The sequence below is a fragment of the Streptomyces sp. NPDC054796 genome (assembly GCF_053611545.1).
On record NZ_JBSHAO010000010.1, the window covers coordinates 138,297 to 162,803 of the forward strand.

Genomic DNA, 24,507 nt, shown 5'->3' on the forward strand with positions numbered 1-24,507 from the left:
ATGAGGGCGTGATCCAGTACGAGCAGGGCTTCGGCCACCGACGACCGTTGGTGGCCGAAGCCCTGCTCGTCCTCGCGCTGCTCGTCGGCCTCGTGGGAATGCACGGCATGGTGTCCGCGCCCCCGGCCTCCGCTTCCGCGTCCGCCTCCGCGACGGGGGCACATCACGCGGACCCGGGCGCGGCCCCGGAGCCGGGCCACCACGCCATGGCCCCGGCAGCCACCATGACGGGCGGCGCCGCCGACCGGGGCGAGCGGGCGTGCCACGGGCAGGGCAAGGGCGGCGGGCAGCACAGCGCGGCCCACGCCGACGACCTGTGTGCGGCGGCCGGTGTCTCCGGCTCCCCGACGCTTCCGGCGCTGACGCCCTCGCCCCACCCCTCGCAGAGCCCGGCGTCCGAGGCGCTGCGGCCTGCGCCGTACGAACCCATGGGCGGCCGTGCGCCGCCCACGCTCGCGGAACTCCAACTCCTGCGGATCTAGAGCGACCCGCACGGCACCGCGCGGTGCCGTGCTCCGGCATGTCGTGATCCGTATGCGAGAGACCAGTACCAGGAGTTCCCCATGACCGTTTCCCGATCCACGATCTCCCGAGCCCCGATTTCCCGGTCGACGATCCGGCGCTCGGCGCTGGCCGCGGCCTCCGTCGCCGCCGCGCTCACCCTGTCCGCGTGCGGGGGCGGGTCCGGTGGCGGGGCCGACAGCGGTGCGCGCCACGACGGGCACGCCTCGGCCTCCGCTTCCCCCTCCGGAAAGGCGGAGGCGGGCACGCACAACAAGGCCGATGTCGCCTTCGCGGCCGAGATGATCCCGCACCACCGCCAAGCGGTGGAGATGTCCCGGCTCGCCGACTCCCGCGCCTCCTCCGGCGAGGTGAAGCGCCTCGCCACGAAGATCGAGAAGGCGCAGGGCCCCGAGATCGAGACCATGTCCGGCTGGCTCAAGGCGTGGGGCGAGGAGGTCCCCGAGGACATGCCGGGCGCCGGGCAGGAGGAGCACGAGGGCATGGACCATGGCGACATGGGCCAGGGCGAGGGCTCGGAGATGCCCGGGATGATGGATCAGAAGCAGATGGACGCGCTGGAGAAGTCCTCCGGTGAGGACTTCGACCGCCAGTTCCTGACGATGATGATCGGGCACCACGAAGGCGCCGTCGAGATGGCCCGTACGGAGAAGAAGAAGGGCGCGTACGGGCCCGCCACGTCACTCGCCGACGACGTCATCACCGCGCAGAACCGCGAGATCCGGCAGATGAGGGAACTGCTGAAGAAGGGCTGACCCCCCTTCCCCTCCTCGCGGTCCCACTCGCGGTTCGCCGCGCGCCCTGACACCCCCGCACGGGGCGCCGGGGCGCGCGGTGCTGTGGTTGCGACGTCGGGCCGCGACGGGGCCGTACCCGTACTCGGTCCCGTACCCCTGCGCGTACCGGGTCAGCGGCGGCGCGACCGTGTGCGGCGTGACCGCGAGCGGTCGAGTGCCGCGACACCCACGGCGGCCAGGGCGATCTGGATGAGCCATTCGATCCAGTCGACGCCCTTGGTGTCCGCCACGTCGAAGGCGGCGGCGATGCCGGTGCCGATGAGGGCGGCCACGATGCCGACGAGGATGGTCAGCAGTATCCCCACCCGCTGTCGGCCCGGAACGACGAGGCGTCCCAGGACACCGATGACGATGCCGATGACGAGTGCGCTGATGATGCCTGAGATCTCCATGGGATCTCCCCCTGCCGGGACTCTGGGCTCTCCCTATACCTGTGCCCGGTCTGCCGCGACGCACTCTGGCGGGTTCCGGTGTCCGGCGCACACGACGGTGGGCCCCCGGAGCGTCCGGGGGCCCACCACGGGCGCGTTGTCCGCGCCGCGTCGCGTCCGGCGGTCGTGCCGCGCCGGGGTGCGGGTACGGCGTCGGGCCGGAGTGTCCGTGCTACGCCGGGAGGTTCCGCTCCACGGCGGCCACGACCTCGGCGGCCTCGGGCTCGGTCTGCGGCGCGAAGCGCGCCGCCACCGTGCCGTCCGGGGCGATCAGGAACTTCTCGAAGTTCCAGCGGATGTCCCCGGTGTGGCCCTCCGCGTCCGCCGTGCCGGTCAGCTCGTCGTAGAGCGGGTGCCTGTCGTCGCCGTTGACGTCGACCTTCTCGGTCATGGGGAAGGTCACCCCGTATGTCGCCGAGCAGAACTCGGCGATCTCCTCGGAGCTGCCCGGCTCCTGGCCCATGAACTGGTTGCAGGGCACGCCGAGGACGGTGAAGCCCTGGTCTGCGTAGCGCTCGTGGAGCCGCTCCAGCCCCGCGTACTGCGGGGTGAGGCCGCACTTGGAGGCTACGTTGACGACCAGCACGGCCTTGCCCCGGTACTGGGCCAGGTCAGCGGGGCCTCCTTGCAGTGCGCCGATCCGTACATCGTGAACAGTCATGGTCACGCAGCCTAGCCGCGCGCCCGCGCGGGACGGGGGACCGGGGGACGGGACGGGGGACGGGGTGACGCACCCCGTGCCGTCAAGGTGCAGTCAGGTGTCGGATACCGCCCCCGCCCGCGCGCTTCCAGACTCTCCGGTGTACCCCTTCGCGTCCGCACAGCGGACAGGGAGAGCAGCACCGGAGAAGGAGAAGCACCGTGGACCAGATCGTGCTGGGCGACGTCACCGTCACCCGCGTCAGGGAATACGTCGGCCCCGTCGGGCTGACGACGCAGGACTTCTTCCCGAGCAGCCACGAACAGCTCTGGAAGGAGCACGACTCATGGCTCTCGCCCGCGTTCGTGTACCCGGACTCGGACGTGGTCAGATCGGCGATACAGACCTGGGTCCTGCGCAGCGAGGGCAGGACCATCCTGGTCGACACGGGTGTCGGCAACGGCAAGTTCCGGCCCTACGCGCCGGTGTGGAGCTACCTCGACACCGACTTCCTCGACAACCTCGCCGAGGCGGGCGTGCGCCCCGAGGACGTCGACCTCGTGGTGAACACCCACCTCCACGCCGACCACGTCGGCTGGAACACCCGGCTGCGGGACGGCGAATGGGTGCCCACCTTCCCGAACGCCACCTACCTCGTCCCCAAGGCCGACTTCGACTTCTGGAACCCCGTCAACGCCCCGGTCGCGGGGCGCGGGCGCGGCAACCAGAACGTGTTCGAGGACTCGGTGGCACCCGTACACGCGGCGGGCCGGACGGAGCTGTGGGAGGGCGGCCACGACATCGACGCGCATCTGCGCCTGGAGCCCGCGCCCGGGCACACACCGGGGTCGTCCGTCCTCACGCTGGACTCGGGCGGCGACCGCGCGGTGTTCGTCGGGGACATGGTGCACAGCCCGCTCCAGATCGTGGCACCGGACCACAACAGTTGCTTCTGCGAGGACCCGCACGGTGCGCGCGCCACACGCCACCGTGTGCTGGGCAGGGCGGCCGAGGAGAACGCGCTGGTCTTCCCCGCGCACCTGGGAGGCCACGGCGCCACCGAGGTACGGCGCGACGGCGCCGGGTTCTCCCTCACCGGCTGGGCGCCCTTCACCAGTTTCTGAGCCGCGACGAACGAGCGGCGACGAGAAGGCAACGCGAGAAGACGCGCGAGAACGAAAGAGAAGAGGCACGACACGATGACGCACGACGACACCGACCCCGTCGTCACGACCACCGGGGGACGCGTACGGGGACGACGCGGCCCACAGGCCACCGTCTTCCTGGACATCCCCTACGCCGCACCCCCGGCCGGCCCCCTCCGGTTCGCCCCGCCCCGGCCGCACGCGCCGTGGTCCGGCATCCGTGACGCCACGGCACCCGGACCCACGGCGCCACAGCCGCGACGCGACGCGTTCGGCGCGCTGGACATGTCGCCGTACTTCGGCCCGGGGTGGGTCCAGGGCGAGGACTACCTCACCGTCAACGTGTGGACCCCGGACACCGGCCCCGACACACGAACCGCGCTCCCCGTGCTGGTCTTCGTACACGGCGGCGGCTTCGTCGCGGGCTCGGCCCGGGCCGGGCTCTACGACGGCACCGGGTTCGCCCGCGACGGCGTCGTGCTGGTCACCCTCAACTACCGGCTCGGCGCCCCCGGTTTCCTCCACCTCCCCGACGTTCCGGACAACCGCGGCGTGCTCGACATCGTCGCCGCGCTGCGCTGGGTACGGGACAACATCGCGGGCTTCGGCGGCGACCCGGGCCGCGTCACCCTCGCCGGCCAGTCGGCGGGCGCCACCCTCGTGGGCGCGGTCCTCGCCGAGCCGGAGGCCGAGGGGCTGTTCGCGCGGGCCGCGATGCAGAGCGGCAGCGGACTGGGCGCGTTCACCACGGAGCAGGCCGAACGCGTCACGCACGCGCTGGGCCCGGCCCTCGCACTGGACGCGGCGCCGACGGCGAAGGGCCTCGCGGACGTCTCCGACGAACGTCTCGTCGCGGTCATGCCCCGGCTCTCGGGGCTCGACCTCACGACGGACACCGCGCTCGACCCGCTGGCCGGGCTGACCCCGTTCAGCGTCGTGCGCGACGAGCAGCCGGCGGAGGCCGTGGCGGCGGGGCGCGGCGCGGCCGTCGACCTGCTCCTCGGCACCAACTCGCAGGAGGGCAACCTGTATCTGGTGCCCGGCGGCCAACTCGCCGCCACGACGGAGGACGAGCTGCGCGCGAGCGCGGCCCGCCTCCACCGCGCACCGGACGCGCTGCTGGCCGCCTACCGAGCGGCGCGCCCCCGCGCCACCCCGGGTGAGCTGCGCTCCGCCGTGCTGGGCGATGCCCTCTTCGGCGCCGGCACCTGGCGCATGGCGGATGCCCATGCGACGCGTGCGCGCGAGGAGCGCGCGGCGGGACGGGACGGTGCCCGTACCCACCTCTACGAGTTCGGGTGGCGCTCGCCCGCGCTCGACGGCGGACTCGGCGCCGCGCACGCCGTGGAGCTGCCGTTCGTCCTCGACCGCACGGACCTGCCGGAACTGCGGGGCGCGAGGGGCCTCCTCGGCCCCGACGCGCTGCCCGCCGGGCTCGCGGATCGCGTCCACGCCGCCTGGGTCGCCTTCGCGCGCACCGGCGACCCCGGCTGGGCCCCGTACGGGACGCGGGAGCGGACCACCCTGCGTGTCACGGAGCGTTGGGAGACCGTCGACGATCCCCGCGCAGGGGAACGGGAGGCGTGGCGGTAGGCACCCGCCGTCCCGTCGCACCCGCCGTACCACCGTCCCGCCGCCCGTGTCCGGAGACCGGGCGGCAGCGGTGGGACTCCAGGGAGTGGCTTCGACGCGGCAAGGCCCGCGCAACACGGCACCGCCCGCGCAACACGGCACCGCCCGGTAACGCGGCGTCGTCCGGCCCGTGTCGCGCGGTCGCGGGGTGGATTCGGAGGGCGCCGGGGGGCGCCTCCCGGCCGCAGGGCTTGGGGGAGGGCCGTGCCGACGGCTTCCGCTCCCGGAGACGAGGGGCGAGGCTCCGGGGCCGACAACGCCACGCGCGCGCGTGCCGGGGCACGCGGCCCGGACGGAACGCCGCGGACACCCCTAACGCACCGCGTCGCCCACCGCGTCCCGCAACTGCGAGCGGGCGGTGACGCCGAGCTTCGGGAAGGCGCGGTAGAGGTGGGAGCCGACCGTGCGGGGCGAGAGGAAGAGCTTCTCGCCGACCTCACGGTTCGTCAGACCGCGGGCCGCCAGCCGTACGATCTCCTGCTGCTGCGGGGTGAGCCGGGCCAGACCGTCCGCCGCTGGACCACTCACCGGCGCACCGGCCGCGCGCAGTTCGGCCCTGGCCCGCTCGGCCCACGGCTCGGCGCCCAGCCGCTGGAAGGTTTCGAGGGCCGAGGCCAGCAGAGGCCGCGCCTCGGCGATACGACGCTGTCGGCGCAGCCACTCCGCGTAGTCCAGCCGGGCCTGCGCCCGCTCGAACGGCCAGTGCTCGACGGCGTCGTCGGCCAGCGCGGCCAGGAAGTGCGGCTCCGCCTCCCCGGCGCCGGCCAGCAGCGCGCGTGCCCTGCTCAGCAGCGCCGAGGCACGGGGCGAAGGGGCCGCGCCCAGCCACGGTGCCATCCGCTCCACGACGGCGCGGGCTTCCTCGCGTCGGTCCGCGCGGGCTGCCGTCGCCGCCAGCTCGGGCAGCACGGGAGGGGAGGCGTGGTAGTGGACGGGCTCGCCCGCACCGTCGAAGGCCGACCTGAAGTAGCCGTACGCCGCCTCGTGGTCCCCCTCGGCCATGGCCGCCAGGCCGAGGGCGCGCCACGCGGTGACGGCCACGGACCGGCTCTCCAGCGGATCGACGGCGGCCAGGGCGCGCGCGGCCCGCGCCCGTGCCTCCTCCGTGTCGCCGCGCACCGCGAGCACCGTTGCCTCCACGGCGGCGGCGCACCCCAGCGCGTGGTCGAGCCCGGCGGCGCCCGCGAGCAGGGCCATGTCCGCAGCGACGGTGAGGGCCTGGGCCCACCGGCCCCGCTCGAAGTACGCCCACCCCGCAGCGCCCCCGAGGCCGGGAGGCACGGGGCCGAAGGTCTGCCAGCGGTCGAGGGCACCCTCGAACGTCGTGACGGCGAGCGGTGTCTCGTCGAGCAGCCACGCGACGATCGCGAGCACGGTCAGCCGCTCGGGGGCGCCCTCGGCACCGTCGATCAGCCCGGGCAGCGCGGGAACCAGCTCGGCGCGGCTGCCCACGGGATCGGTCAGCGCCCTGACCCACGTACGCGGCAGCGCTTCTGACGGGTGGTCAGGCAGGGCGGGGGCGGGGAGGAGGCCGGCGATGTGTGTGCGCTGGCTCTCCTCGCCCGAGTAGTAGCCCACGACGGCCGCGGTGGCGAGCGCCTCCAGCGCCAGGGGAGCGGCGTCCTTGCCCGCCTCGCGCGCGACACGTGCGAGGAAGGCGAAGGCAGGTGTGTGACGGTTCGTCAGCGCCATCAGCCGCCCCGTCGCCAGCTCGGCCGCCGTGGCCAGCGCGGAGTCCTCCGTTGCCGCGCGGGCCTTCGCAGCCAGCTCGTCGACCCAGGAGAGCTGCCCTGTGAGGACCGCCGCCGCTGCGGCGTCCACCAAGAGGCGTGCCCGCGTCTCGCGGTCCGGGCTCAGCTCGGCCGCGCGTTCCAGCGCGGCGGCGGCTGCCGCGTGGCCGCCGCGCCGCGCGGCCCTGTCGGCCGTGCGCCGCAGCGCGTCGGACACCTCCTGGTCGGGGTGGAGCGTGGCGGCGGCGAGGTGCCAGGCGCGCCGGTCGGGTTCCTCGCGCAGTCGCCCGGCGAGCGTCAGATGGGCCTCGCGGCGGTCCGCGAAGGCCGCCGCGTGGTAGACGGCGGAGCGCATGAGCGGGTGGCGGAAGGCGACCGTACGTCCCGACTGCCGTACGAGACCGGCCTCCTGCGCGGGCACCCACGCCGGGTCGTCGGCCTCGGGCAGCCCGGCGGAGACCGTGGCGGCGGGGTCGGAGACATCGGCCGTCGCGAGGAGCAGCAGCGCGTCGCGGGTGGGTGCGGGCAGCGTGGCGGCCTGCCCCGCGAAGGCACGCTCCAGGCGCCCGGTGAGGGGCAGCGGTCCGTCCGCCGGGGCGTGGGTCGCGTGGGGTGCGTGGTCGCCCGTCGCCGCGCGGCCGGTGGCCGACGTGGTGGCGGCGCGCGTCAGCTCGACGAGGGCCAGCGGATTGCCCGCCGCCTCCTCCAGTATCCGCATCCTGGTGCGGCCCTCGGGCGGCGTGGGCTGCGCGTCGAGCAGCAGGTGCGCCGACTCGGCGCCGAGAGGGCCGAGTTCGTGCCGGTCGTGCTCCCTGTCGAACCCGGGCAGCGGCTCGCCCTCCCGCACGCCGACCAGCAGCGTCACCGGGTCGTCCGCCATGCGGCGCGCGACGAACGCGAGCACCTCCAGCGAACCGTGGTCCAGCCAGTGCGCGTCGTCCACGACCACCAGCAGGGGCGCGGTGGCGGCGAGTTCGGAGAACAGGTCGAGGAGTGCGAGCGCGACGAGCGCGGTGGGAGGCGGCGGTGCGTCCTGTGGGGCGGGGGTTCCGGCCGCTGCGCCGGGCCCATCGCCGGGCCCGTCACCGGGCGGCGTCGTGGCGTGGGGCGGGGCGAGGCCGAGGGCGGCGCGCAGCGCGGAGCGCTGCCGGGGCGGCAGCGACTCGACGGCGGGTCCCGACACCACCGGGCGCAGCAGTTGGTGGAGACCGGCGAAACCGAGGTGGCGCTCCGACGCGCTGCCCACGGCGCGCAGCACGCGCCGCCCGGCCTCCCGCGCCGCGCGCTCGGCGAGGCCGAGCAGCGTGCTCTTGCCCGAGCCGGGCGCACCGCTGACGAGCAGCACCTCGCTGAGGGGGCCGGGGGAGCGGCCACCGCCCGGATCGCCGAGCCCGGCACCGAGGCCGGGGGCCGATCCGGTTCCGTTTCCGGAGGGCATCGGCACCCTCCCCGGAGCCGTCCCCGGGCCCGTGGCCACGAGCCGCGTCAGGAGCGCCGCCTCCGCTTCCCGGCCGACGACCGGCTCCGGAGACGGCCGCTCCGCGGACCCGGCACCCGCGCCCGTCGGGCCCGTCCCGCCGTACTCCCGCTCTCCGGTACGCGCCCACCCCGGTGACGCCGCCCGGACACGGCGGCGCGTGCGCTGCGCGTGCGACGTCATCCCCGCGCTTCCTCGTCCCCCCGGCCGCCGTTGCCACCGCTGCCGTCGACGTCCAGGGCCGTCCCGTACAGGCGGCTCACCTTGAGGCGGATGACGACCCGGCGCTCGGCGGTCTGCTGGGCGAAGAAGGCGGCCTCGTCCTGCGGCGCGAGCGGTTCGGGCAGCATGGCGAGCAGCTCGCGGCCGACCGCGTCGCCCGGTACGGCCGTGGGCTCCGAGAGCTCGGCGTCGCCCTCGGCCACGGCGAAGGTCCAGTGGTCCTCGGTGGCGACGTGCAGGGAGGCGCGGGGGTTGTTCCGCAACTGCCGTACCTTGAGCCGGTCCTCCGTCGTGGAGAACCGCACGAGCCGCGCCTCGGGGTCCCAGGAGTAGAGCATCGTCGTCAGGTGCGGGTAGCCGTCGCGCCTGACGGTGGCGAGGGTGCCGAAGCGGTGGGCGCCGAGGAGCGCGGAGAGCGCGTCCTCGGTGAGGGGGCGCGGCGCGGGGCCGCTGCTCTCCTCGGCGTGCGTGTCGGTGGTCATACGAGCCCCAACCGCGTCGTCACGTGCCCCTATTCCGGTGCCCCGCGCCTGGCCGGTCGCCCGGCCCGTCGCCTGGTCACCCCGGGTGCGGGGGCGCGGTGTCCTGGCGGCCCGAGCAGAGCCCGTTCTCCCAGGCCCAGGCGGCGACCTCGACGCGGTTACGGGCGGCGAGCTTGCGCTGCACATTGCCCATGTGGGTCTTCACCGTGGAGAGGGTGACGTACAGCTCGGCCGCCAGCTCCTCGTTCGTACGGCCCCGGGCGACGAGGCGTACCACGTCCAGCTCGCGCTCCGTCAGCGGCTCGGCCGGGAAGTCGGGCGACGGGGACGACGGAGACGGCGCGGACGAGTCCGTCGCCGGGGAGCGGGGCGGTGCGAGGGGACCGCTGCCGCCGGGATCCGAGGTCATGTGGGCGAGGAGCCGCACGGTGACGGACGGCGAGATCAGCGAGTTGCCCGCCGCCGCGGCACGCACCGCCTCGGCGAGCAGCGCGGGCGAGCCGTCCTTGAGGAGGAAGCCGCACGCTCCGTTGCGCAGCGCGCGGTACACGTACTCGTCGAGGTCGAAGGTGGTGGCGATGAGGACGTTCAGCGGGTCCTCCACACCGGGCCCCGCCAGCAGCCGCGTCGCCTCCAGGCCGTCCAGCTCCGGCATCCGGATGTCCAGCAGACAGACATCGGGCCGCAGCCGGTGCGCCAGCTCGACGGCCGCCGCTCCGTCGGGGGCCTCCGCGACGACCTCCATGTCGGGCTGCGAACCGAGGATCATGCGGAACGCGGACCTGACCATCTCCTGGTCGTCCGCGATGAGCAGCCGGATCGTCATACCGCCATGATCCCAGAGATCCCGGAGGCCCAGGACAGGGCGGTGGAGTCGCCCGTCGGACGGTGCCTCTCCGGGCCAGCTAACGCTTGCAGGCGTCGATCTGCTCCCGATCGGTCCGTCCGATGGCCATCTTGGTACCCGGTTCGAATCCCGCCTGACGGGGGCAGCCCAGCGGCTCCCAGGCCCTGCGCAGCTCCGGAGCCCGCGCGGCCTGCACCGCGCCCCTCACCTGGGCCAGCCAGGCGCCCCTGGCGAGCGGCGTGTGCGGGCTCAGCAGCGGATCGAGCACGAACTCGCCGTCGGCGCAGTCCAGTACGGGGGCCACATGGTGGCCCCACTTCTCGGGCGGGTGCAGGATGCCGCTGTCCGCGACCACCCACAGCTTGGCCAGCCGGGCCCGTGACACGTCGGGGAACTGCCCGTCGACCGCTTCGCACACGGCGTGCGCCAGATACTCGCAGCCGTCCCCCAGCGCCCTGGCGGGCACCGTGATGTGGGCGGCCACATGGGTCCACACCGCATGCCGCTGTTCCGGCGTGAGCGGGGGGACCGGTGGGGCGGCGAGCTGTGCTCTGCGTGCCGTGACGGCGGCCGAGAGGTCGGTGACCACGCCGGGGAACGTGCCGAGCCAGCCGAGCACGCTGTCCGCCGCCAGGACGCTGGTGATCCAGGTGACGGGGGTGAGGAGTTCGAGTGCGTCGCGCCGGAACTCCAGGCCGCTCTGGTCCTCGGTCTCGCCGCCCACCCCGTCGTCGCGTTCGTCGAGTGCGGCGAAGACCTCGTCGATATCGAGCGCGGCGATCTCCGCCTCCGTCAGCACGGGCGGCCCGTCCCCGTCCCCGTCCCCGCCGCCGTCCCCGTCCCCGCCGCCGTCTCCGTACCCCTCCGGGTCCTCGTATCCTTCGGGCTCCTCTTCGCCCGAGCTTCCGGAACGGACCTTCCGGCGCTTGGCGTCGGTGCCGACCTCGTCGCTCTCGTAGCCCTCGTGGTCCCGGTCCTTCTCGGACGCGGAACGCTTCCGCTCACCGCTCATGGCCTGTCCCCCTGCCCTGCCCGTTTCCCGTCCCCTGACGGGCCGTCCCCTGGGCCCGGCCCGTCAGGCTAGGACCGTCGGCGACACGCGTCGACCACGACCGGGGCGGGTGGGGCGGATGTGCTCGCGAGTGCGCTCGGGGCCGCGCCGGGGCGGTCCGCCGTGCGTGGCGGGCGCGGTGCGGGCACCCGGTGCGCGCCGGCCGGAGTACGGGCCGTGACCGGGCGCTTCGCCCGACGCCCCGCGCGTCGGCCGCAGCGCCATGGCCCGGTGGCACCCGCCCCGCGTGCCCCGGCACCGTGGCGGACGCCCGCGCGGACGCGGGAGGGGAGGCGCTGGGTCGGGCTCGGCAGCGGGCGGCGGTACCCCTGGCCGAGCGGCACCGCGCACGGGGGAGAGGAGCTGGGGGGCACCGGCGCGCCGCCTGCCCGGAACCCCGGCCCGCTCCCGCTCCCGGCCCGTCGCCCCCTCCGGCTCCCGTGTCCCGCGCCCGCAGGGCCGCTAGGGGGTGTCTTCAACGTCCCGTCTGGGCCGCGACGCCTGGCACGCACGCTCGCGACGTTGTCGGTCGTCAGCGCAGCCCTCCCCCAGGCCCTGCGGGCTGGGCGGTGCCCCCTGCGCTTTCCTCCCTCCGCCTTGCGACCGCACGCACCAGACTCCCCCAGCTACCGCTGGGAGGTGCCCCCGGCGGCCCCCGGCCTGGCGGCCGGACGACGCTACTTTGAAGCCCCTAGCCTGACGGCATGCCCGAGACCTCACCGGTCGCGCGCTTCTACGACCAGCTCGCGGACGACTACCACCTCGTCTACGCCGACTGGGACGCGGGCATGGCCCGGCAGGGTGTGGCCCTCGACGCGATGATCCGCGCCGAGCTGGGCCGGGGCAGTGTCCCGGTGCTGGACTGCTCGTGCGGTATCGGCACCCAGGCGATCGGGCTCGGCCTGCGCGGCCACCGCGTCACGGGCACCGACCTCAGCGTCGCCGCCGTCACCCGCGCGGTGCGGGAGGCGGCACTGCGGGGGGTCGGCCTGACCGGCGCCGCCGCGGCCGACATGCGGCGGCTGCCCTTCTCCGACGGGCGGTTCGACGTCGTGGTGAGCGCCGACAACTCCCTGCCCCACCTGCTCAGCGCGCCGGACGTGCGCGCCGCTCTGGCGGAGATGCGGCGGGTTCTGCGCGACGGGGGACTGCTGCTGCTCAGCACCCGCCCGTACGACGAGATCCTGCGCACCCGGCCCACCTCGGCCCCGCCGCAGGTGTCCACGCCGCGCACGGAGTCCGACGGGCGGGCCGGGCGGACCATCACGTTCCAGTTGTGGCACTGGCACGAGGACGGCGAGCGCTACGACCTGGAGCACTTCCAACTCGTACCCGACGGGCCCAAGGGCGGGGAGTGGCGCGTGCGCGTGCGACGGGCCACGTACTGGGCCCTCACCCAGCGCCAGTTGACCGGCTTCGCCGCCGACGCGGGTTTCACCGACCTGGTGTGGCGGACCTCCGAGAGCAGCGGCTTCTTCCAGCCCGTCCTCACCGCTCGGGCTCGGGTCGCCTGAGCCGTACTGCGCGGGCCGTCTACGCGCGGGCTGGCAGGGGCAGTTCGGCGGCGACCTCCCAGCCGCCTCCCGGCTGCGGCCCGGCGTCGAGTCGCCCGCCCACCGCCTCGACGCGCTCCCTCAGCCCGATCAGCCCGAACCCTGACCCGACCCCTGAGCGGGCACCGGCACCGCTGCCGCCGTCGCCGCCGTCGCCGCTGTCATCGCCGTCGTCGGTCACGGACACGGCGAGGCGGTCGGGCGCCTCGGCCCGTACCCGCACGTCCACGGTGACCCGTCGCGCGTCCGTGGCGTGCTTGCGTACGTTCGTCAGCGCCTCGCGCACCACCCGGTGCACCGTCGTCGTGAGTTCGGGCGGCAGCGCGCGGCCCGCGAGGCGCGGATCGAGCGCGAGGGTGGCGGGCGGGCCGCTGCGGGCGAAGTCCTCGGTGAGGCCGCGCAGCGCCGCGAAGCCGGTGGGATCGCCGTCGCCGTCGGCGCCCGCCGAGGCGCCGGAGCCACGGAGCACGGTCACCATCCCGCGCATCGAGTCCAGCGCCTGCGCGCCCGCCTCCTCGATCCCCCCGAGCATCCGGTCCAGCTCCTCGGGGGCAGGACCCTGCCCGTGCGCCGTCGTGAACCGCACCGCTTTGGTCTGCGCGACGATCGCCGTGACGTGGTGCGCGACGAAGTCGTGCAGCTCACGGGCGTGTTCGAGGCGCTGCGCCTGACGTACGGCCTCGCGGTCACGGGCACGCACGATGTCGGTCACCCGCAGATAGAGCCCCAGGACCGCCGTCAGGGCCACGGCCAGCAGGAAGACGGGGGGCCAGAACATGGCCAGTTTCTCGTACTCGGCGTGCGGCAGCCGCAGCGGGACCAGGCCCGCCGCCACGGCCGCGCCCCCCGCCAGCACGATGCCACGCGGCAGCGAGTGCAGTCGGAAACCGCGCGCCGTCAGCAGCAGGAGCGCCGCCAGTTCGGTCGCCCCGGGCGTGTGCTCGGGCCGGTGCGCCAGATGTGTGGTCACCACGGACACCGCGCACGAGGCGGCCACGGCCACCGCGCCGTACGTCAGCAGGCGCGCCGGGGGCACGCACAGGGCCACCACGCACAGCGCTCCGCTGACGACCTGCGCCACGGCCGTCGGCGCGAACCCGGTGTCGAGCCCCTCCGCCACCAGTAGCGCGGCCACCGCGGCACCGGTGAGCGCGAACAGGATCTGCTGGGCGAGTGGCCGGGCCCGGAATGCGTTGATCATGGCACCCGACGCTACGGCAGCGGCCCGCTTCACCACCTCGGACTTTCGGCCGACACGGGGAAGGGCGGGGTGCGCGCGGTCTCGGTATTCCGGTGGATACGCCGCCGGGCCCCGGCGGCCCATGATCGAAGGGCCGGACCGGTCCTGAGTCCGCCGGTCCGGCACCTTCCCCCCTTACCCCCTCCCTGTCCTCTCCCGCCCCTCACCCGGGCCTGTTCCGCCTGCCCCTGTCCGTTCCTCCACCGTGCCTGGAAGCAGCCGATGCCGACCAAGTCAGCCCTGTCACCGCCCCTGATGTCTGCCCTGTTCCGCGCCCTCGGCGCCGCCGTGCGCGGCGTGCTCTCGCACAGGCGCCGCTTCGCCCTGCCCGCGCTCGCCGTGGTGCTGAGCGTCGCGTGCGTCAGCGGTTCGCTGCTCTACGGTCAGTCCGTCTCCGACGTGATGGACCGCGCGCTCACGCAGGCGCGGCCCGACGTCTCCGTCGAGGTGCGGCCGGACCCCTCAGCCGACCCGGAGGACGGCGGGGCGCAGGCGCTCGACGACAACCTGCTCCACCGACTGGAGGCGCTGCCGGGCGCCGCGGCGGCGCGCGGCACCCTGGAGGGCAGCACCTTCGTCGTCGGCGCCGAGGGCACCCCCGTCGGCGACATGGCCTCGGCCGCGGGCGTCAACTACGTACCCCAGCAGCCCGGTCCGGCGGGGAAGGGCGGCGAGGACCCCCGCTATCCGCTCGCCGAGGGCCACGGGCCGCGCGGCCCCGGCGAGATCGCCCTCGACCGCGCCACGGCCGAGCGCGCGAAAGCCCGCGTGGGCCAGCGCGTGCGCGTCGTCGTGGAGGGCGAGGTGCGCACGGCCCGCCTCGTCGGCGTCTTCACCGCGCACGACCCCCGGCTCGCCTCCGGCGGCACCCTCACCGCCTTCGACGCGGACACCGCGGCCCGGCTCTTCGCGCCCGCCCCCGACACATACGCCTCCCTCACCCTCACCGCCGCACGCGGCACCTCCGACGCGGCGCTCGCCGAGCGGGCCGGGAAGCTGCTGCCCTCCTCGCTCCAGACGGTCACCAGGGCCGAGCTGGACGCGGAGACCGCGGCGCGCCCCGACAGCCAGAAGCTCAGCACGCTCCTGCTGATCTTCGCGGGGATCGCGCTGCTCGTCTCGACGTTCCTCGTCGCGAACACGTTCACCATGCTCAGCGCGGCGCGCGCCCGCGAACACGCCCTGCTGCGCGCGATCGGCGCCACCCGTGGGTACATCGAACGGCTGGTGCTGACCGAGGCGGTGCTCATCGGCGCCCTCGCCTCCGCCCTGGGCCACCTCCTGGGCATCGGCGTGGCCGAGGCACTGGGCACGCTCTTCGACACCGCCGGGGCCCCGCGCGCCGCGCTCAGGCCGCTGGCCGCCATGCCCCTGCTCGCGGCGTTCGCCGTCGGCATCGGCGTCACCGCGCTCTCCGCCTACCTGCCCGCGCGCCGCGCCTCCGCCGTGCCCCCGGTCGCGGCCCTGCGCACGGTGCGGCCACCGACGCCCGACTCGCTGCGACGGCGCGGCATCATCGGGGCCTGCGTGACCGGGTTCGGCGCGCTGCTGGTCCTCGCGGCGATACAGGACAACAACCTCTTCGCCGCGGCCGTGCCCGTGCTGCTCATCGGCCTGATCATCCTCACCCCGCTGACCGCGCTCGGCGTGACCCGGGTGCTGCGCGCGCCCCTGACCAGGCTCGCCGGTGTCCGGGGCACGCTGGCCGTGGCCAACGCGCGGCGCAACCCGCGGCGTACGGCGGCCACCGCGACAGCGCTCATGGTCGGCCTCGCCCTGGTCGCGGCGATCACGGTGGCCGTCTCCTCGCTCAGCCACATGGCCACGCGGGACGCCGAGGCCGCCATGGTCGCGGACATCCGCGTCAAGGCCGTGGACTTCGCCGACATCGGAGCGGACGTCCCCGGGCGCGTCGCCCGCGTCCCCGGCGCCGAGGCCGCCACCCCGCTCGTCCAGGGGGACCTGCGGATGCGCGGCGACGAACTGCTGCCCGTGGTGGGAGTGGACCCGCACACCGTGGAGCGTGCCGCGGGGCTCAAGGTCGTACGGGGCTCGCTCGACGACCTCGGCCACGGCATCGCCGTCACCAGCGAGACGGCGCGCGCCCACGGCTGGAAGCCGGGCTCCCGGGTCTCCGGGGCGCTGGGGGAGGGCGCCCGTAGCGGGAGCCTGCCCGTCGTCGCCGTCTACGAAGGACCCGAGGACCTCGGCCCGGCCCTCGTCCCGGCCGCCGAGCTGTCCGGGGAGACCGCGGGGTCAGGGGAGGGCTCCGGTTCCGGTCCGGGTTCCGGTGCCGCTTCCGGGACCGGCGACGGCTCGCCCGGGGCCTTCATCGAGTCCGTCCTCGTCAAGACGGCACCCGGGCAGGCGGGCACGGTCAAGGAGGACATCCGCGAGGCGCTGGACAACCCGGTGCTCCTCGTCCAGGACCGCGCCGACGCGGGCGAGGAGGCGGCCCGCCCGTTCGCGCCGCTGCTCGACATCATGTACGCGATGCTCAGCGTCGCCGTCCTCATCGGAGCGCTGGGCGTGGTCAACACCATGAGCATGGCCGTCTTCGAACGGGTGAGGGAGATCGGGGTGCTGCGCGCCCTCGGCCTCGACCGGCGGCAGGTCGGCTCCGTCCTGCGCATCGAGTCCGTCGTCGTCTCCCTCCTCGGCTCCGGGCTCGGTCTCCTCGCGGGCGCCGTCCTCGGCGCCGCCGCCGTGGCGAGCGAGGAGGGCGCGGTGCTCGTCATGCCGTGGGGGCGGCTGGGCGCGTTCTTCGCCGCGTCCGTCGCCATCGGCGTCCTCGCCTCCCTGTGGCCGGGCCGCCAGGCGGCGCGCACACCGATGCTGCGGGCCCTGTCGGCGGACACCGAGTAGCCGCCCCCTCCCAGGGCTTCCCGCATTCAGAGAAAACCTTGTGCGCGCGGCGCCCCCGTCAGCACAGTGCTGCCGTCCGACCGGCCCGAGCCGCACCTCCCGCCCGAACCGGCCCGAACTCGTCCGAATCCGCCCCGACCCGCTGTCCGGCCGCCCCCAGGGAGCCCAGCATGACCGCCCCGCACACCCCGTCCGTACGCCCGCTCCCCTCGTCCCCGGCACCCGGCCGGCACGTCGGCGTCATCCGCGTCCTCACCAGTGACGATCCGGCGTTCGTCGACGCACACGGCAGGGCACTGGAGGAGCGCTACGGCTTCGCGACCGTCTCCCGGTGCATCCCCGACCAGCCGCACGGCATCCACAGCGACCGTACGGCGGACCTCGCCGAGCCGAAGATCGAGCGGCTGGCCCGCGAGATGGCGGACGGGGGAGCGGCGGTCCTGATCGTGAGCTGCGCCGCCGATCCGGCGCTGGAGCGCGCCAGGGCGGCCGTCAGCGTCCCCGTGATCGGCGCGGGCTCGTCCGCGGCGGCCGTCGCGCTCGCCATGGGCGGCCGGATCGGGGTACTGGGCATCACGGACACGGTGCCGCCCGCGGTCATGGACGTGCTCGGAGACCGCTTCGTGGGCCATCTCCGGCCCGAGGGCGTCCACGACACCACGGCTCTGCTGACGGAGGAGGGCGGGCGCGCGGCGGTACGCGCTGCCCGGCAGCTCGTCGAGGACGCGGGCGCCGACGTGCTCGTCCTCGCCTGCACCGGAATGGCGACCATCGGACTGGGCCCGCGCCTGCTGCGGGAGTGGGACATCCGCAGCGTCGACCCGGTGGCGGCTGCGGGCCTGTTCGCCTCGTTCGCGCTCACCGGGTTCCTCGCTGAGGGCCCCGAAGCGCACGCCGGGGACGAACGCGTCCTGCGACTGCTCTGACGGGTGCCCCGGAGCGGGCGGCGCGAAGCGCGCGGCGCGAGCCGGTCAGCGGGCGCGGGCACAGGCGCGGGCGGACCCGGCCCGGCCCGTGACTCCAGGGCTCCGGCGGCCCGGGGAGCACGTCAGCGCCACACCTCGGCACCGCCACCGCGCCACTCGACGAGGTTCGCGTCGTCGAGCTGGATCTGCTCGTCGGTCAGCCCGGCGCGCCGCAGGAACCTGACCACGTCCTCGGGCTCGTAGGCCCGGCCGAGCAGTTCAGTTCCGGCCGTGACGTCCCGCCCTCCCTCGGGGGACGGTTCGTGCACGACGACGGGCGGAGTCATACCTCAAGGTTGCGCCTCTCCGGAGGGCTCCGCATCCGGGGCGTCCCGGCCGGGCACAAGGGGGCCGGAGGGACCGAGCGGACCGAAGGGGCCGCCGTCGCCGAAGGCGAGCCGCGCGAAGCGTCCCCCGATGAGCCGGTGGCCCTCCGCGCCGGGGTGGAGCCCGTCGGGCAGCGGCAGCCGCGCGAAGTCCCGCTCCCCGTAGAGCGCGCGCCCGTCGAGGTAGTGCAGGTCCGGGTCCTCGGCCGAGCGCAGCGCGGTGATCCGCTCCAGCTCGGCGCGGATGACCCGCAGGGTCAGGCGGCCCGACGCGACGTCCTCCGGGTCACCGAACGCGCGGAAGCGCGGCTCGGGCGCCTCGAAGTCGGGTGCCGTGGGTCCGGGGCGCTCCTCCACGAAGGGGGAGAGGATCGGGGAGACGACCAGCAGCGGGATGCCGGGGTGCCCCTCGCGGACGGTGTCGAGGAAGCCGTGCACGGCCGGGCCGAAGGCGCGCAGGCGCATCGCGTCGGTGTTGACGAGGTTGATGCCGATCTTGAGGCTGATGAGGTCGGCCTCCGTGTCGCGCAGGGCGCGCGCCGTGAAGGGGTCGAGCAGGGCGTTGCCGCCCAGGCCGAGGTTCACCAGCTCGGCGCCCGCGCGGGCGGCGGCGACGGCGGGCCAGGTGCCGGTGGGCCCCTCGGCCTCGGCCCCGTGGCTGATGGAGCTGCCGTGGTGCACCCACAGCGGCAGCCCCGTGGGCGTCGGCGGGCGCGCGGGCGCGTCGGCGCGCAGGGCGATCAGCTCGGTCCGCTCCGCCTGCGGCAGCCAGATCTCGACGTCCTTGTCGCCGCGCGGGAGCCCGCTGAAGCGGGCCGTTCCCGGGCGGCCCCGGGCCGTGCTGATGCCGCCCGTGGCCATGTCGAGGGTGAGGACATCGCCCCCGGGCACGCGGGTACGCCACGCCGGGTGCCCCGCGACGAGCAGTTCGTACACGCCGTCGGGCCCCGGCGGCGCGCCCTTGTAGACCGTCTTGGTGGGCAGCACGTCCAGCTCGACCGCGGTGGCCTCGGTACGGAAGGCCAGCCGTACGCCGCTGGGCTGCTCGTCCATGAGGGCCACGAACGCGTCGGGGAACTGGGCCCTGGCACGGGCCGGGAGCCGGTGCGGGAGCAGCCCGTTCGCGGTTCGCTCGACGTCGAGGGCACCCCGCAGGACGACGGGTCCTCCGGGGCCGAGGGGGACGGGCGCGAGGGCGGGGGCGGTCGGACGGGGCAAGGCCGGCTCCAGGGGACGCGACGGACGCGGAGACGCGGTGGGGCGACGGTGCGAGGGGGGCGGCGGTGCGAGGGGCGGGCGGCCCCTCGCACACGCTTACCCGTACCCGCGTACCCCGTGGCGTACGGCACCCACCCCGAGCGACCCCGGAGCGGCGCCGCGCCCCGGCCCGTCAGCGGCCCGTCAGCGGCGGCCGGCGCCCGGCCGCCGCGTGTCCCGCTCGCCGGAGCGACGCGGCGGACGCGCCCCGGACCGCCGCTCGGGGCGCGCCTCGCACAGCGTCCGCGCCGTCTCCGTGTGCCCCTCGCGTTCCGCGTCGTCCTGCGGTGTGTTGTCCCAGCGGTCGGTGCGCGAGGGATCGGCGCCGTGGTCCAAGAGGAAGCGCAGCGCCTCGTCGCGCCCCTCGGCCGCCGCGAGGTGCAGCGGTGTACGGCCGTCGTAGTCACCCGCGTCGGGCGAGGCGCCCGTGGCCAGCAGCCTGCGCAGCTCGTCGACGTCGCCCTGCGCCGCGGCCCAGCACAGCGCCGTGACGGACTCCAGCGCGGTCTGGTCCTTGCGGCGCCGGATGTCGCGGCGGTCGGACTGGCCCTCGGCCGCGTCGTGCGGGTGGACGACATAGTTCTCCACCATGCGGCGGCAGAACTCCACGCCCCGCACCGAGTTGCCCTGCTCGTCGAGCCGGGGCGACCACACGCAGATGCCCATCACCTGTGGGACCACGACCATCAGCGCCCCCGAGACACCGCTCTTGGCGGGCAGTCCGACGGTGAACGCGAACTGGCCGGAGAAGTCGTACATGCCGCACGAGGTCATCAGCGACTGGCAGTACTGCACCGTCTCGGGTTTGAAGATCCGCTCCCCGGTGAGCGGGCACACGCCGCCGTTGGCGAAGGTGGCCGCCACGACGGACAGCATGTCCGCGTCCGCCTCGATGGAGCAGCACTGGAAGTAGAAGTCCAGGGTCTCCGCCAGATCGACGTCCTCGGGGAAGGCGCCCTGTTCGCGCATCAGATAGCCGAGCGCGAAGTTGCGGTCGGCCGTGGCGCGTTCGGAGAGGTAGACGCTGTTGTTGAAGCCGGGACGGCGGCCTCCGGCGAGCCGTTCCCAGGTCTTCTCCACGTGTTCAAAGCGATCCGAGGTGTCCGCGCCCGTGTGCACGAGGGAGCAGGTCATGATCGCGCCCGCGTTGATCATGGGGTTGTGGGGCAGCCCCTGCTGGTTGAACGTGACCTCGTTGAAGCCCCGGCCGCTCGGCTCGCGGCCCACGTGCCGGTGCGTCGGCTCGATGCCGTGCTCCTCCAGGGCCAGGCAGTAGCTGACGGTCTTGGAGACCGACTGCACACAGAACGGGGTGCGCGTGTCGCCGATCAGATGGCGCTGGCCGTCCACGGTGCACAGCGCTGTGCCGAACGAGTCGGGGTCCACCCGGGCCAGCCCCGGGATGTAGTCGGCGACGGCCCCGTCGCGCACCTCCAGCAGCTCCTCGTGCAGCTCGTCCATCTCCTGGGCGAGGAGCGGGAAGTCGGGCACGGCCAGATCGTCCCGCAGCACGCGGCGCAGCAGCCCGCTGTGCTCACGGACGAGGGAGGCGAACTCGTCGAAGTCCAGCTCCCGTTCGCCACCCCGGGTGGCCGCGAGGGTGCGCTCCATGCGGGGGTCGTCGTCGAGGATGCCCGCCGCGGTGAAGCGCGAGGCCAGCTCGGACCGGGAGAGCGTGCCGTTCCCGTCGTCGTCGAAGGCGTCGAAGAGGGTACGGAGGGCGTCCTGGCCGGAATCGGGGCGGGCGCCGGGACCGGGGCCGGGGTCGGGGTCGGGGTCGGGGGAGGCCGTACTCCGCGTGGAGGCCGAGCCGTTGGCCGCGGCGCGGCGTGCGAGGGCAGTAGGACGTGAGGGGGTGGGCACGGGAGCTTCCTTTCGGGGCACGGGGTTGGGCGGGGTGGTCGGGTGCGAGGGTGGGGGCACGGGAACCGCTTCCGGTTCCGTACGCGGTTCCGCTTCCGGTTCTGGCTTGCGCAGGGAGACGGGCGCGCGCCGCCGCTTCCCGCCGCCCCGTTCCCGCCTGCGCTTCGTGTCCGCCGAGCGGGTCGCCTCGCGCGCCTCTTCGAAGGAGGTGAGGACGACGCCGATGAGCGTGTTGACCAGGACGAACGAGGCGAAGAGCACGAAGGAGACGTAGTAGGGGACCGTCCACTCGGAGACGCTCAGCCCGGTGCGGACCATGTCGCTCAGCCCGTCGAGGGTGATGAGCAGGAAGAGGGTGAGCGCGGCCCGGCCGACGGAGCCGTAGTGCTCGGGGTCGGCCTCGGCGAAGAGCATCCAGCCGATCATCGAGTAGAGGTAGAGCACCAGCGCGCCCACCACGAGGAACCCGGTGGTGCCGGGCAGGCTGCGGCCCACGGCCGAGGCGATCAGCCGCACATGGGGCAGCATGCGCGCGGCGCGCAGGATCCGTGCGAGGCGCAGCAGCCGCAGCACGCTCGCGTTGGCGCTGGCGAAGGGCATCAGCGTGGCGACGAGCAGGAACAGGTCGAAGACGTTCCACGCCTCGCGGAAGAAGTCGCGCGGCCGGTCGGCGTAGGAGAGGGCGCGGACGGCGAGTTCGAGCGCGAACAGCCCCAGGAAGAGGTGCTGGAGCAGCGCGGCCGACTCGCCCCAGCGGGCCATCGCCGAATCGTAGGTCTCCAGGCCCAGCACGATCGCGTTCCCGGTGATCGAGGCCAGTACGGCGGCGCCGAACGCCCACGAACCCACCACCCCACGGGCCGTGTCGGCCGCCGTCCTCACGACGGCGGGCACCTCCCCGCTGTGGCGGTCCGCGGCCACGGTCACAGGCTGCCGGGACTGCCGGGACTGCCGGGACTGCCGGGACTGCCGAAGAGGACGGAACCGGCCGGCCCCGGTGCCGGTGCGACGTAGAACTCCCGCAGCGCCTCCAGGAAATGACGGGCCGGGACCTTGCCGTCCTCGTCGGCCATGATCCCGTGCGCCTCCGCCGCGCTGTCCGGCTCCAGCCCGAGCGCTCCCGTCATGGCGAGGTACTGGTCGTGGGTGAGCGCGTCGTCCCCGTCGTCGTCGAAGAGCGCGACGACCGCCTGGGCCAGGGGGGTCATCAACTGGTCGTAACCGTCGCCGTCGACGAAGGACTGCACCACCGAGGCGCGGTATTCCTCCGGGGTGACCTTTCCGTCGAGATCGACGTCGCCTTTCGCGCGGAGTGTCCGCCACAGCGTCAGATAGTGGCGCCGCACCTCTTCCGCCTCCGGGGCGTCCTCGGGCGCTCCGGAAGCCGCGACGAGACGGTCGGCGATTCGCGTGTAGTCGGACTCCTCCAGTGTTCCGTTGCCATCGGTGTCCATCAGCTCGAAGCGGCGCATATGGCGGCTTTCGCGGGTGGCTGGTTGTGGTGCGGGGGGCATACGAGAACCTTTCCGTTCTCTGTGCTTTTTGGGTCTCGGCGCGCCGCGGCGGGACGCCCGTCCCCGCTGTGGGGGAGCCCGGTCCGATCCGGCCCGGCCACCTGCGCGGGGCGCGTGGGACGCACTCGCGAGCTGCCGGTGTCGGGCTCGTACGGGGCGGCGTCATGGAATTGACGTCCCGGGCACGCGCGGCGGCGTGGCCTTATCGTGAATGTGCCTCATGACCTTATGGAATAGTCCCGGAGAGGTCCCGGAGATGTGTTGAAAAAGCCCACGGCGTCTTCCCGTGTTCAACAATGGGTGGGCGATCGGATACCGTCCCGGTTGGCGCCCCTTGTGATCCGGAGCCGCCTTTCCGGGGAATTCGGGAAATCCGGGAGAGAAACGCGCCGTCTCCGCCCCGTCTCCGCCCCGCACGCGGAGCGGCACCCCGAGGGCGGCCCTTCGCGGCCGAAGGCAGATGATGAGGGTCCGCGCGGCGCGGGAGAAGCACGCGCCGCGCGAGGAAGCCGAGCGAGGAGGTGGCCAGGGCATGGCGGAGACGGTGGCGGAAGCGCTGACGCGGATCCTGCCGGGGTCACGGGTTGTCACGGACCCGGAGAGCATGGCCGGGTACCGGCACGACGAGGCCGAGTGGGCGCCGTACGGAGAACCGGCGGCGGTGGTGCGTCCACGGTCCGCCGACGAGGTGCGCAAGCTGGTGCGGTACTGCCTGGAGCGCGGGGTGCCGGTGGTACCGCGCGGCGCGGGCACGGGCCTGTCGGGAGGGGCGAACGCGCTGGACGGCTCGGTCGTCGTCTCCTTCGAGGCGATGAACGCCGTCCTGGAGATCGACCCGGCCGAACGGCTCGCCGTCGTCCAGCCCGGCGTCGTCAACGACGACCTGCGCGCCGCCTGCGCCGAGCACGGCCTCTGGTACCCGCCGGACCCGGCCAGCTCGCCCTGGTCGACGATCGGCGGCAACGTGGCCACGGACGCGGGCGGGATGTGCTGCGCCAAGTACGGCGTCACCAGCGACTACGTGCTGGCCATGGAGGTGGTCACCGGTGAGGGCGAGATCGTCTCGCTGGGGCGGCGCACCGCCAAGGGCGTGGCCGGGTACGACCTTCGGGGCCTGCTGACGGGGTCCGAGGGCACGCTCGGGATCATCACCGAGATCACTGTACGGCTGCGGAACCAGCGCCCGCCCGAGCGCACCGTCGCGGGCTACTTCGACTCCGTGGTCGCGGCGGGCGAGGCCGTCAGCGCCGTCATCGCGGCCGGTGTCGTCCCCTCCGCGCTCGAACTCGTCGACAGGCACTGCCTCGCGGCGGTCGACGCCTGGAAGAACATGGGCCTCTCGGCCGACGCGGACGTCGTGCTCCTCGGCCGCTGCGACACACCAGGGGCCGAGGGCGAGGCCGAGGCGGAGCGGATGCTGGAGTGCTTCACCGCGGCCGGGGCCACCTGGGCGGCCCGCTCCTCCGACCAGCAGGAGGCCGACGCGCTCTTCCAGGCCAGGCGGCTGGCCTACCCGGCGCTGGAGCGGCTCAGCCCCGTGCTCACGGAGGACGTGTGCGTGCCGCGTGCCCTGGTGCCGGAGATGCTGGCCCGCATCGAGCGGACCGCCGTCGCGCACGATGTGCGGATCGCCAACATCGCCCACGCGGCCGACGGCAACCTGCACCCGCTCATCATCACCCCGCACGGGGACGATGAGGCCCGCGTCCGCGCGCAGCGCGCGTTCGAGGTCATCCTCGACGACGCCATCGCGCTCGGCGGCACGGTCACCGGCGAGCACGGTGTCGGGGTGCTGAAGAAGCGCGGCATGAACAGCGAGCTGGGCCCCGCCGTGCTGGCCATGCAGCGCGCCGTCAAGAACGCGCTGGACCCGCACGGCATCCTCAACCCGGGCAAGGTCATCGACCCGGAGGGCGCGGAGGACGTGCCCGTCGGCTAGGGGGCACCT

At 74.5% G+C, this 24,507-nt stretch carries 19 protein-coding genes; 8 read left to right on the forward strand and 11 right to left on the reverse strand.

Annotation, left to right across the window (positions count from 1 at the left end):
- Positions 1-8 precede the first annotated feature (8 nt).
- Both ACWGJ2_RS11430 and ACWGJ2_RS11435 read left to right on the forward strand, forming a co-directional pair.
- Positions 9-482 carry a DUF6153 family protein gene (locus ACWGJ2_RS11430; RefSeq protein ID WP_453345803.1) on the forward strand — a complete coding sequence of 158 codons (474 nt, stop codon included), beginning with the start codon at positions 9-11 and terminating at the stop codon, positions 480-482.
- Between the two features lie 81 nt (positions 483-563).
- Positions 564-1,277 (forward strand): DUF305 domain-containing protein, encoded by a 714-nt coding sequence (locus ACWGJ2_RS11435; protein ID WP_453345804.1) that lies wholly within the window; start codon positions 564-566, stop codon positions 1,275-1,277.
- Between the two features lie 152 nt (positions 1,278-1,429).
- Here ACWGJ2_RS11435 and ACWGJ2_RS11440 read toward each other — a convergent pair whose 3' ends face one another.
- Positions 1,430-1,711 carry a GlsB/YeaQ/YmgE family stress response membrane protein gene (locus ACWGJ2_RS11440; RefSeq protein WP_453345805.1) on the reverse strand — a complete coding sequence of 94 codons (282 nt, stop codon included), beginning with the start codon at positions 1,709-1,711 and terminating at the stop codon, positions 1,430-1,432.
- A gap of 211 nt (positions 1,712-1,922) precedes the next feature.
- Entirely contained in the window at positions 1,923-2,411 is a 489-nt protein-coding gene (locus ACWGJ2_RS11445) for a glutathione peroxidase (RefSeq protein ID WP_453345806.1), read from the reverse strand.
- A 200-nt stretch (positions 2,412-2,611) separates the two neighbouring features.
- Here ACWGJ2_RS11445 and ACWGJ2_RS11450 point away from each other — a divergent pair, with 200 nt between their 5' ends.
- Positions 2,612-3,514, forward strand: coding sequence for an MBL fold metallo-hydrolase (locus ACWGJ2_RS11450; protein ID WP_453345807.1), 903 nt, complete (start codon positions 2,612-2,614; stop codon positions 3,512-3,514).
- A gap of 75 nt (positions 3,515-3,589) precedes the next feature.
- Positions 3,590-5,128 carry a carboxylesterase/lipase family protein gene (locus ACWGJ2_RS11455; RefSeq protein WP_453345808.1) on the forward strand — a complete coding sequence of 513 codons (1,539 nt, stop codon included), beginning with the start codon at positions 3,590-3,592 and terminating at the stop codon, positions 5,126-5,128.
- Between the two features lie 351 nt (positions 5,129-5,479).
- Here the strand turns inward: ACWGJ2_RS11455 and ACWGJ2_RS11460 are convergent, their stop codons facing one another.
- From ACWGJ2_RS11460 to ACWGJ2_RS11475, 4 genes are all read right to left on the reverse strand, one after another.
- Entirely contained in the window at positions 5,480-8,557 is a 3,078-nt protein-coding gene (locus ACWGJ2_RS11460; protein ID WP_453345809.1) for an AAA family ATPase, read from the reverse strand.
- The gene (locus ACWGJ2_RS11465) at positions 8,554-9,078 is read right to left on the reverse strand and encodes a pyridoxamine 5'-phosphate oxidase family protein (protein ID WP_453345810.1); all 525 of its coding nucleotides are present in this window, start codon (positions 9,076-9,078) and stop codon (positions 8,554-8,556) included. The genes ACWGJ2_RS11460 and ACWGJ2_RS11465 overlap by 4 nt, the downstream gene beginning before the upstream one ends.
- A gap of 76 nt (positions 9,079-9,154) precedes the next feature.
- Complete coding sequence (locus ACWGJ2_RS11470; RefSeq protein WP_453345811.1) at positions 9,155-9,904, reverse strand: response regulator; 750 nt, start codon at positions 9,902-9,904, stop codon at positions 9,155-9,157.
- A 79-nt stretch (positions 9,905-9,983) separates the two neighbouring features.
- Complete coding sequence (locus ACWGJ2_RS11475; RefSeq protein ID WP_453345812.1) at positions 9,984-10,937, reverse strand: protein-glutamine glutaminase family protein; 954 nt, start codon at positions 10,935-10,937, stop codon at positions 9,984-9,986.
- A gap of 743 nt (positions 10,938-11,680) precedes the next feature.
- Here ACWGJ2_RS11475 and ACWGJ2_RS11480 point away from each other — a divergent pair.
- Complete coding sequence (locus ACWGJ2_RS11480; RefSeq protein WP_453345813.1) at positions 11,681-12,490, forward strand: class I SAM-dependent methyltransferase; 810 nt, start codon at positions 11,681-11,683, stop codon at positions 12,488-12,490.
- A gap of 19 nt (positions 12,491-12,509) precedes the next feature.
- On the opposite strand, the gene ACWGJ2_RS11485 is transcribed toward ACWGJ2_RS11480, so the two are convergent.
- Positions 12,510-13,730, reverse strand: coding sequence for a sensor histidine kinase (locus tag ACWGJ2_RS11485; protein WP_453345814.1), 1,221 nt, complete (start codon positions 13,728-13,730; stop codon positions 12,510-12,512).
- Between the two features lie 261 nt (positions 13,731-13,991).
- Here ACWGJ2_RS11485 and ACWGJ2_RS11490 point away from each other — a divergent pair, with 261 nt between their 5' ends.
- Both ACWGJ2_RS11490 and ACWGJ2_RS11495 read left to right on the forward strand, forming a co-directional pair.
- Positions 13,992-16,634: an ABC transporter permease gene (locus ACWGJ2_RS11490; protein WP_453345815.1), complete on the forward strand. Its 2,643-nt coding sequence runs from the start codon at positions 13,992-13,994 to the stop codon at positions 16,632-16,634.
- Positions 16,635-16,804: 170 nt separating this feature from the next.
- Positions 16,805-17,560: an aspartate/glutamate racemase family protein gene (locus tag ACWGJ2_RS11495; RefSeq protein WP_453345816.1), complete on the forward strand. Its 756-nt coding sequence runs from the start codon at positions 16,805-16,807 to the stop codon at positions 17,558-17,560.
- A gap of 122 nt (positions 17,561-17,682) precedes the next feature.
- Here ACWGJ2_RS11495 and ACWGJ2_RS11500 read toward each other — a convergent pair whose 3' ends face one another.
- The 4 genes from ACWGJ2_RS11500 to ACWGJ2_RS11515 all read right to left on the reverse strand — a co-directional run bounded on the left by ACWGJ2_RS11500 (position 17,683) and on the right by ACWGJ2_RS11515 (position 22,559).
- The gene (locus tag ACWGJ2_RS11500; protein WP_453345817.1) at positions 17,683-17,886 is read right to left on the reverse strand and encodes a hypothetical protein; all 204 of its coding nucleotides are present in this window, start codon (positions 17,884-17,886) and stop codon (positions 17,683-17,685) included.
- A 3-nt stretch (positions 17,887-17,889) separates the two neighbouring features.
- Positions 17,890-19,143, reverse strand: coding sequence for a GDSL-type esterase/lipase family protein (locus tag ACWGJ2_RS11505; RefSeq protein ID WP_453345818.1), 1,254 nt, complete (start codon positions 19,141-19,143; stop codon positions 17,890-17,892).
- A 183-nt stretch (positions 19,144-19,326) separates the two neighbouring features.
- Positions 19,327-21,966 (reverse strand): glutaminase A, encoded by a 2,640-nt coding sequence (glsA, locus tag ACWGJ2_RS11510; protein ID WP_453345819.1) that lies wholly within the window; start codon positions 21,964-21,966, stop codon positions 19,327-19,329.
- A 2-nt stretch (positions 21,967-21,968) separates the two neighbouring features.
- Positions 21,969-22,559, reverse strand: coding sequence for an EF-hand domain-containing protein (locus tag ACWGJ2_RS11515; RefSeq protein WP_453345820.1), 591 nt, complete (start codon positions 22,557-22,559; stop codon positions 21,969-21,971).
- Between the two features lie 532 nt (positions 22,560-23,091).
- Here ACWGJ2_RS11515 and ACWGJ2_RS11520 point away from each other — a divergent pair.
- A complete protein-coding gene (locus tag ACWGJ2_RS11520) occupies positions 23,092-24,498 on the forward strand; it encodes an FAD-binding oxidoreductase (protein WP_453345821.1) in 1,407 nt (468 codons plus the stop codon).
- Positions 24,499-24,507 lie beyond the last annotated feature (9 nt).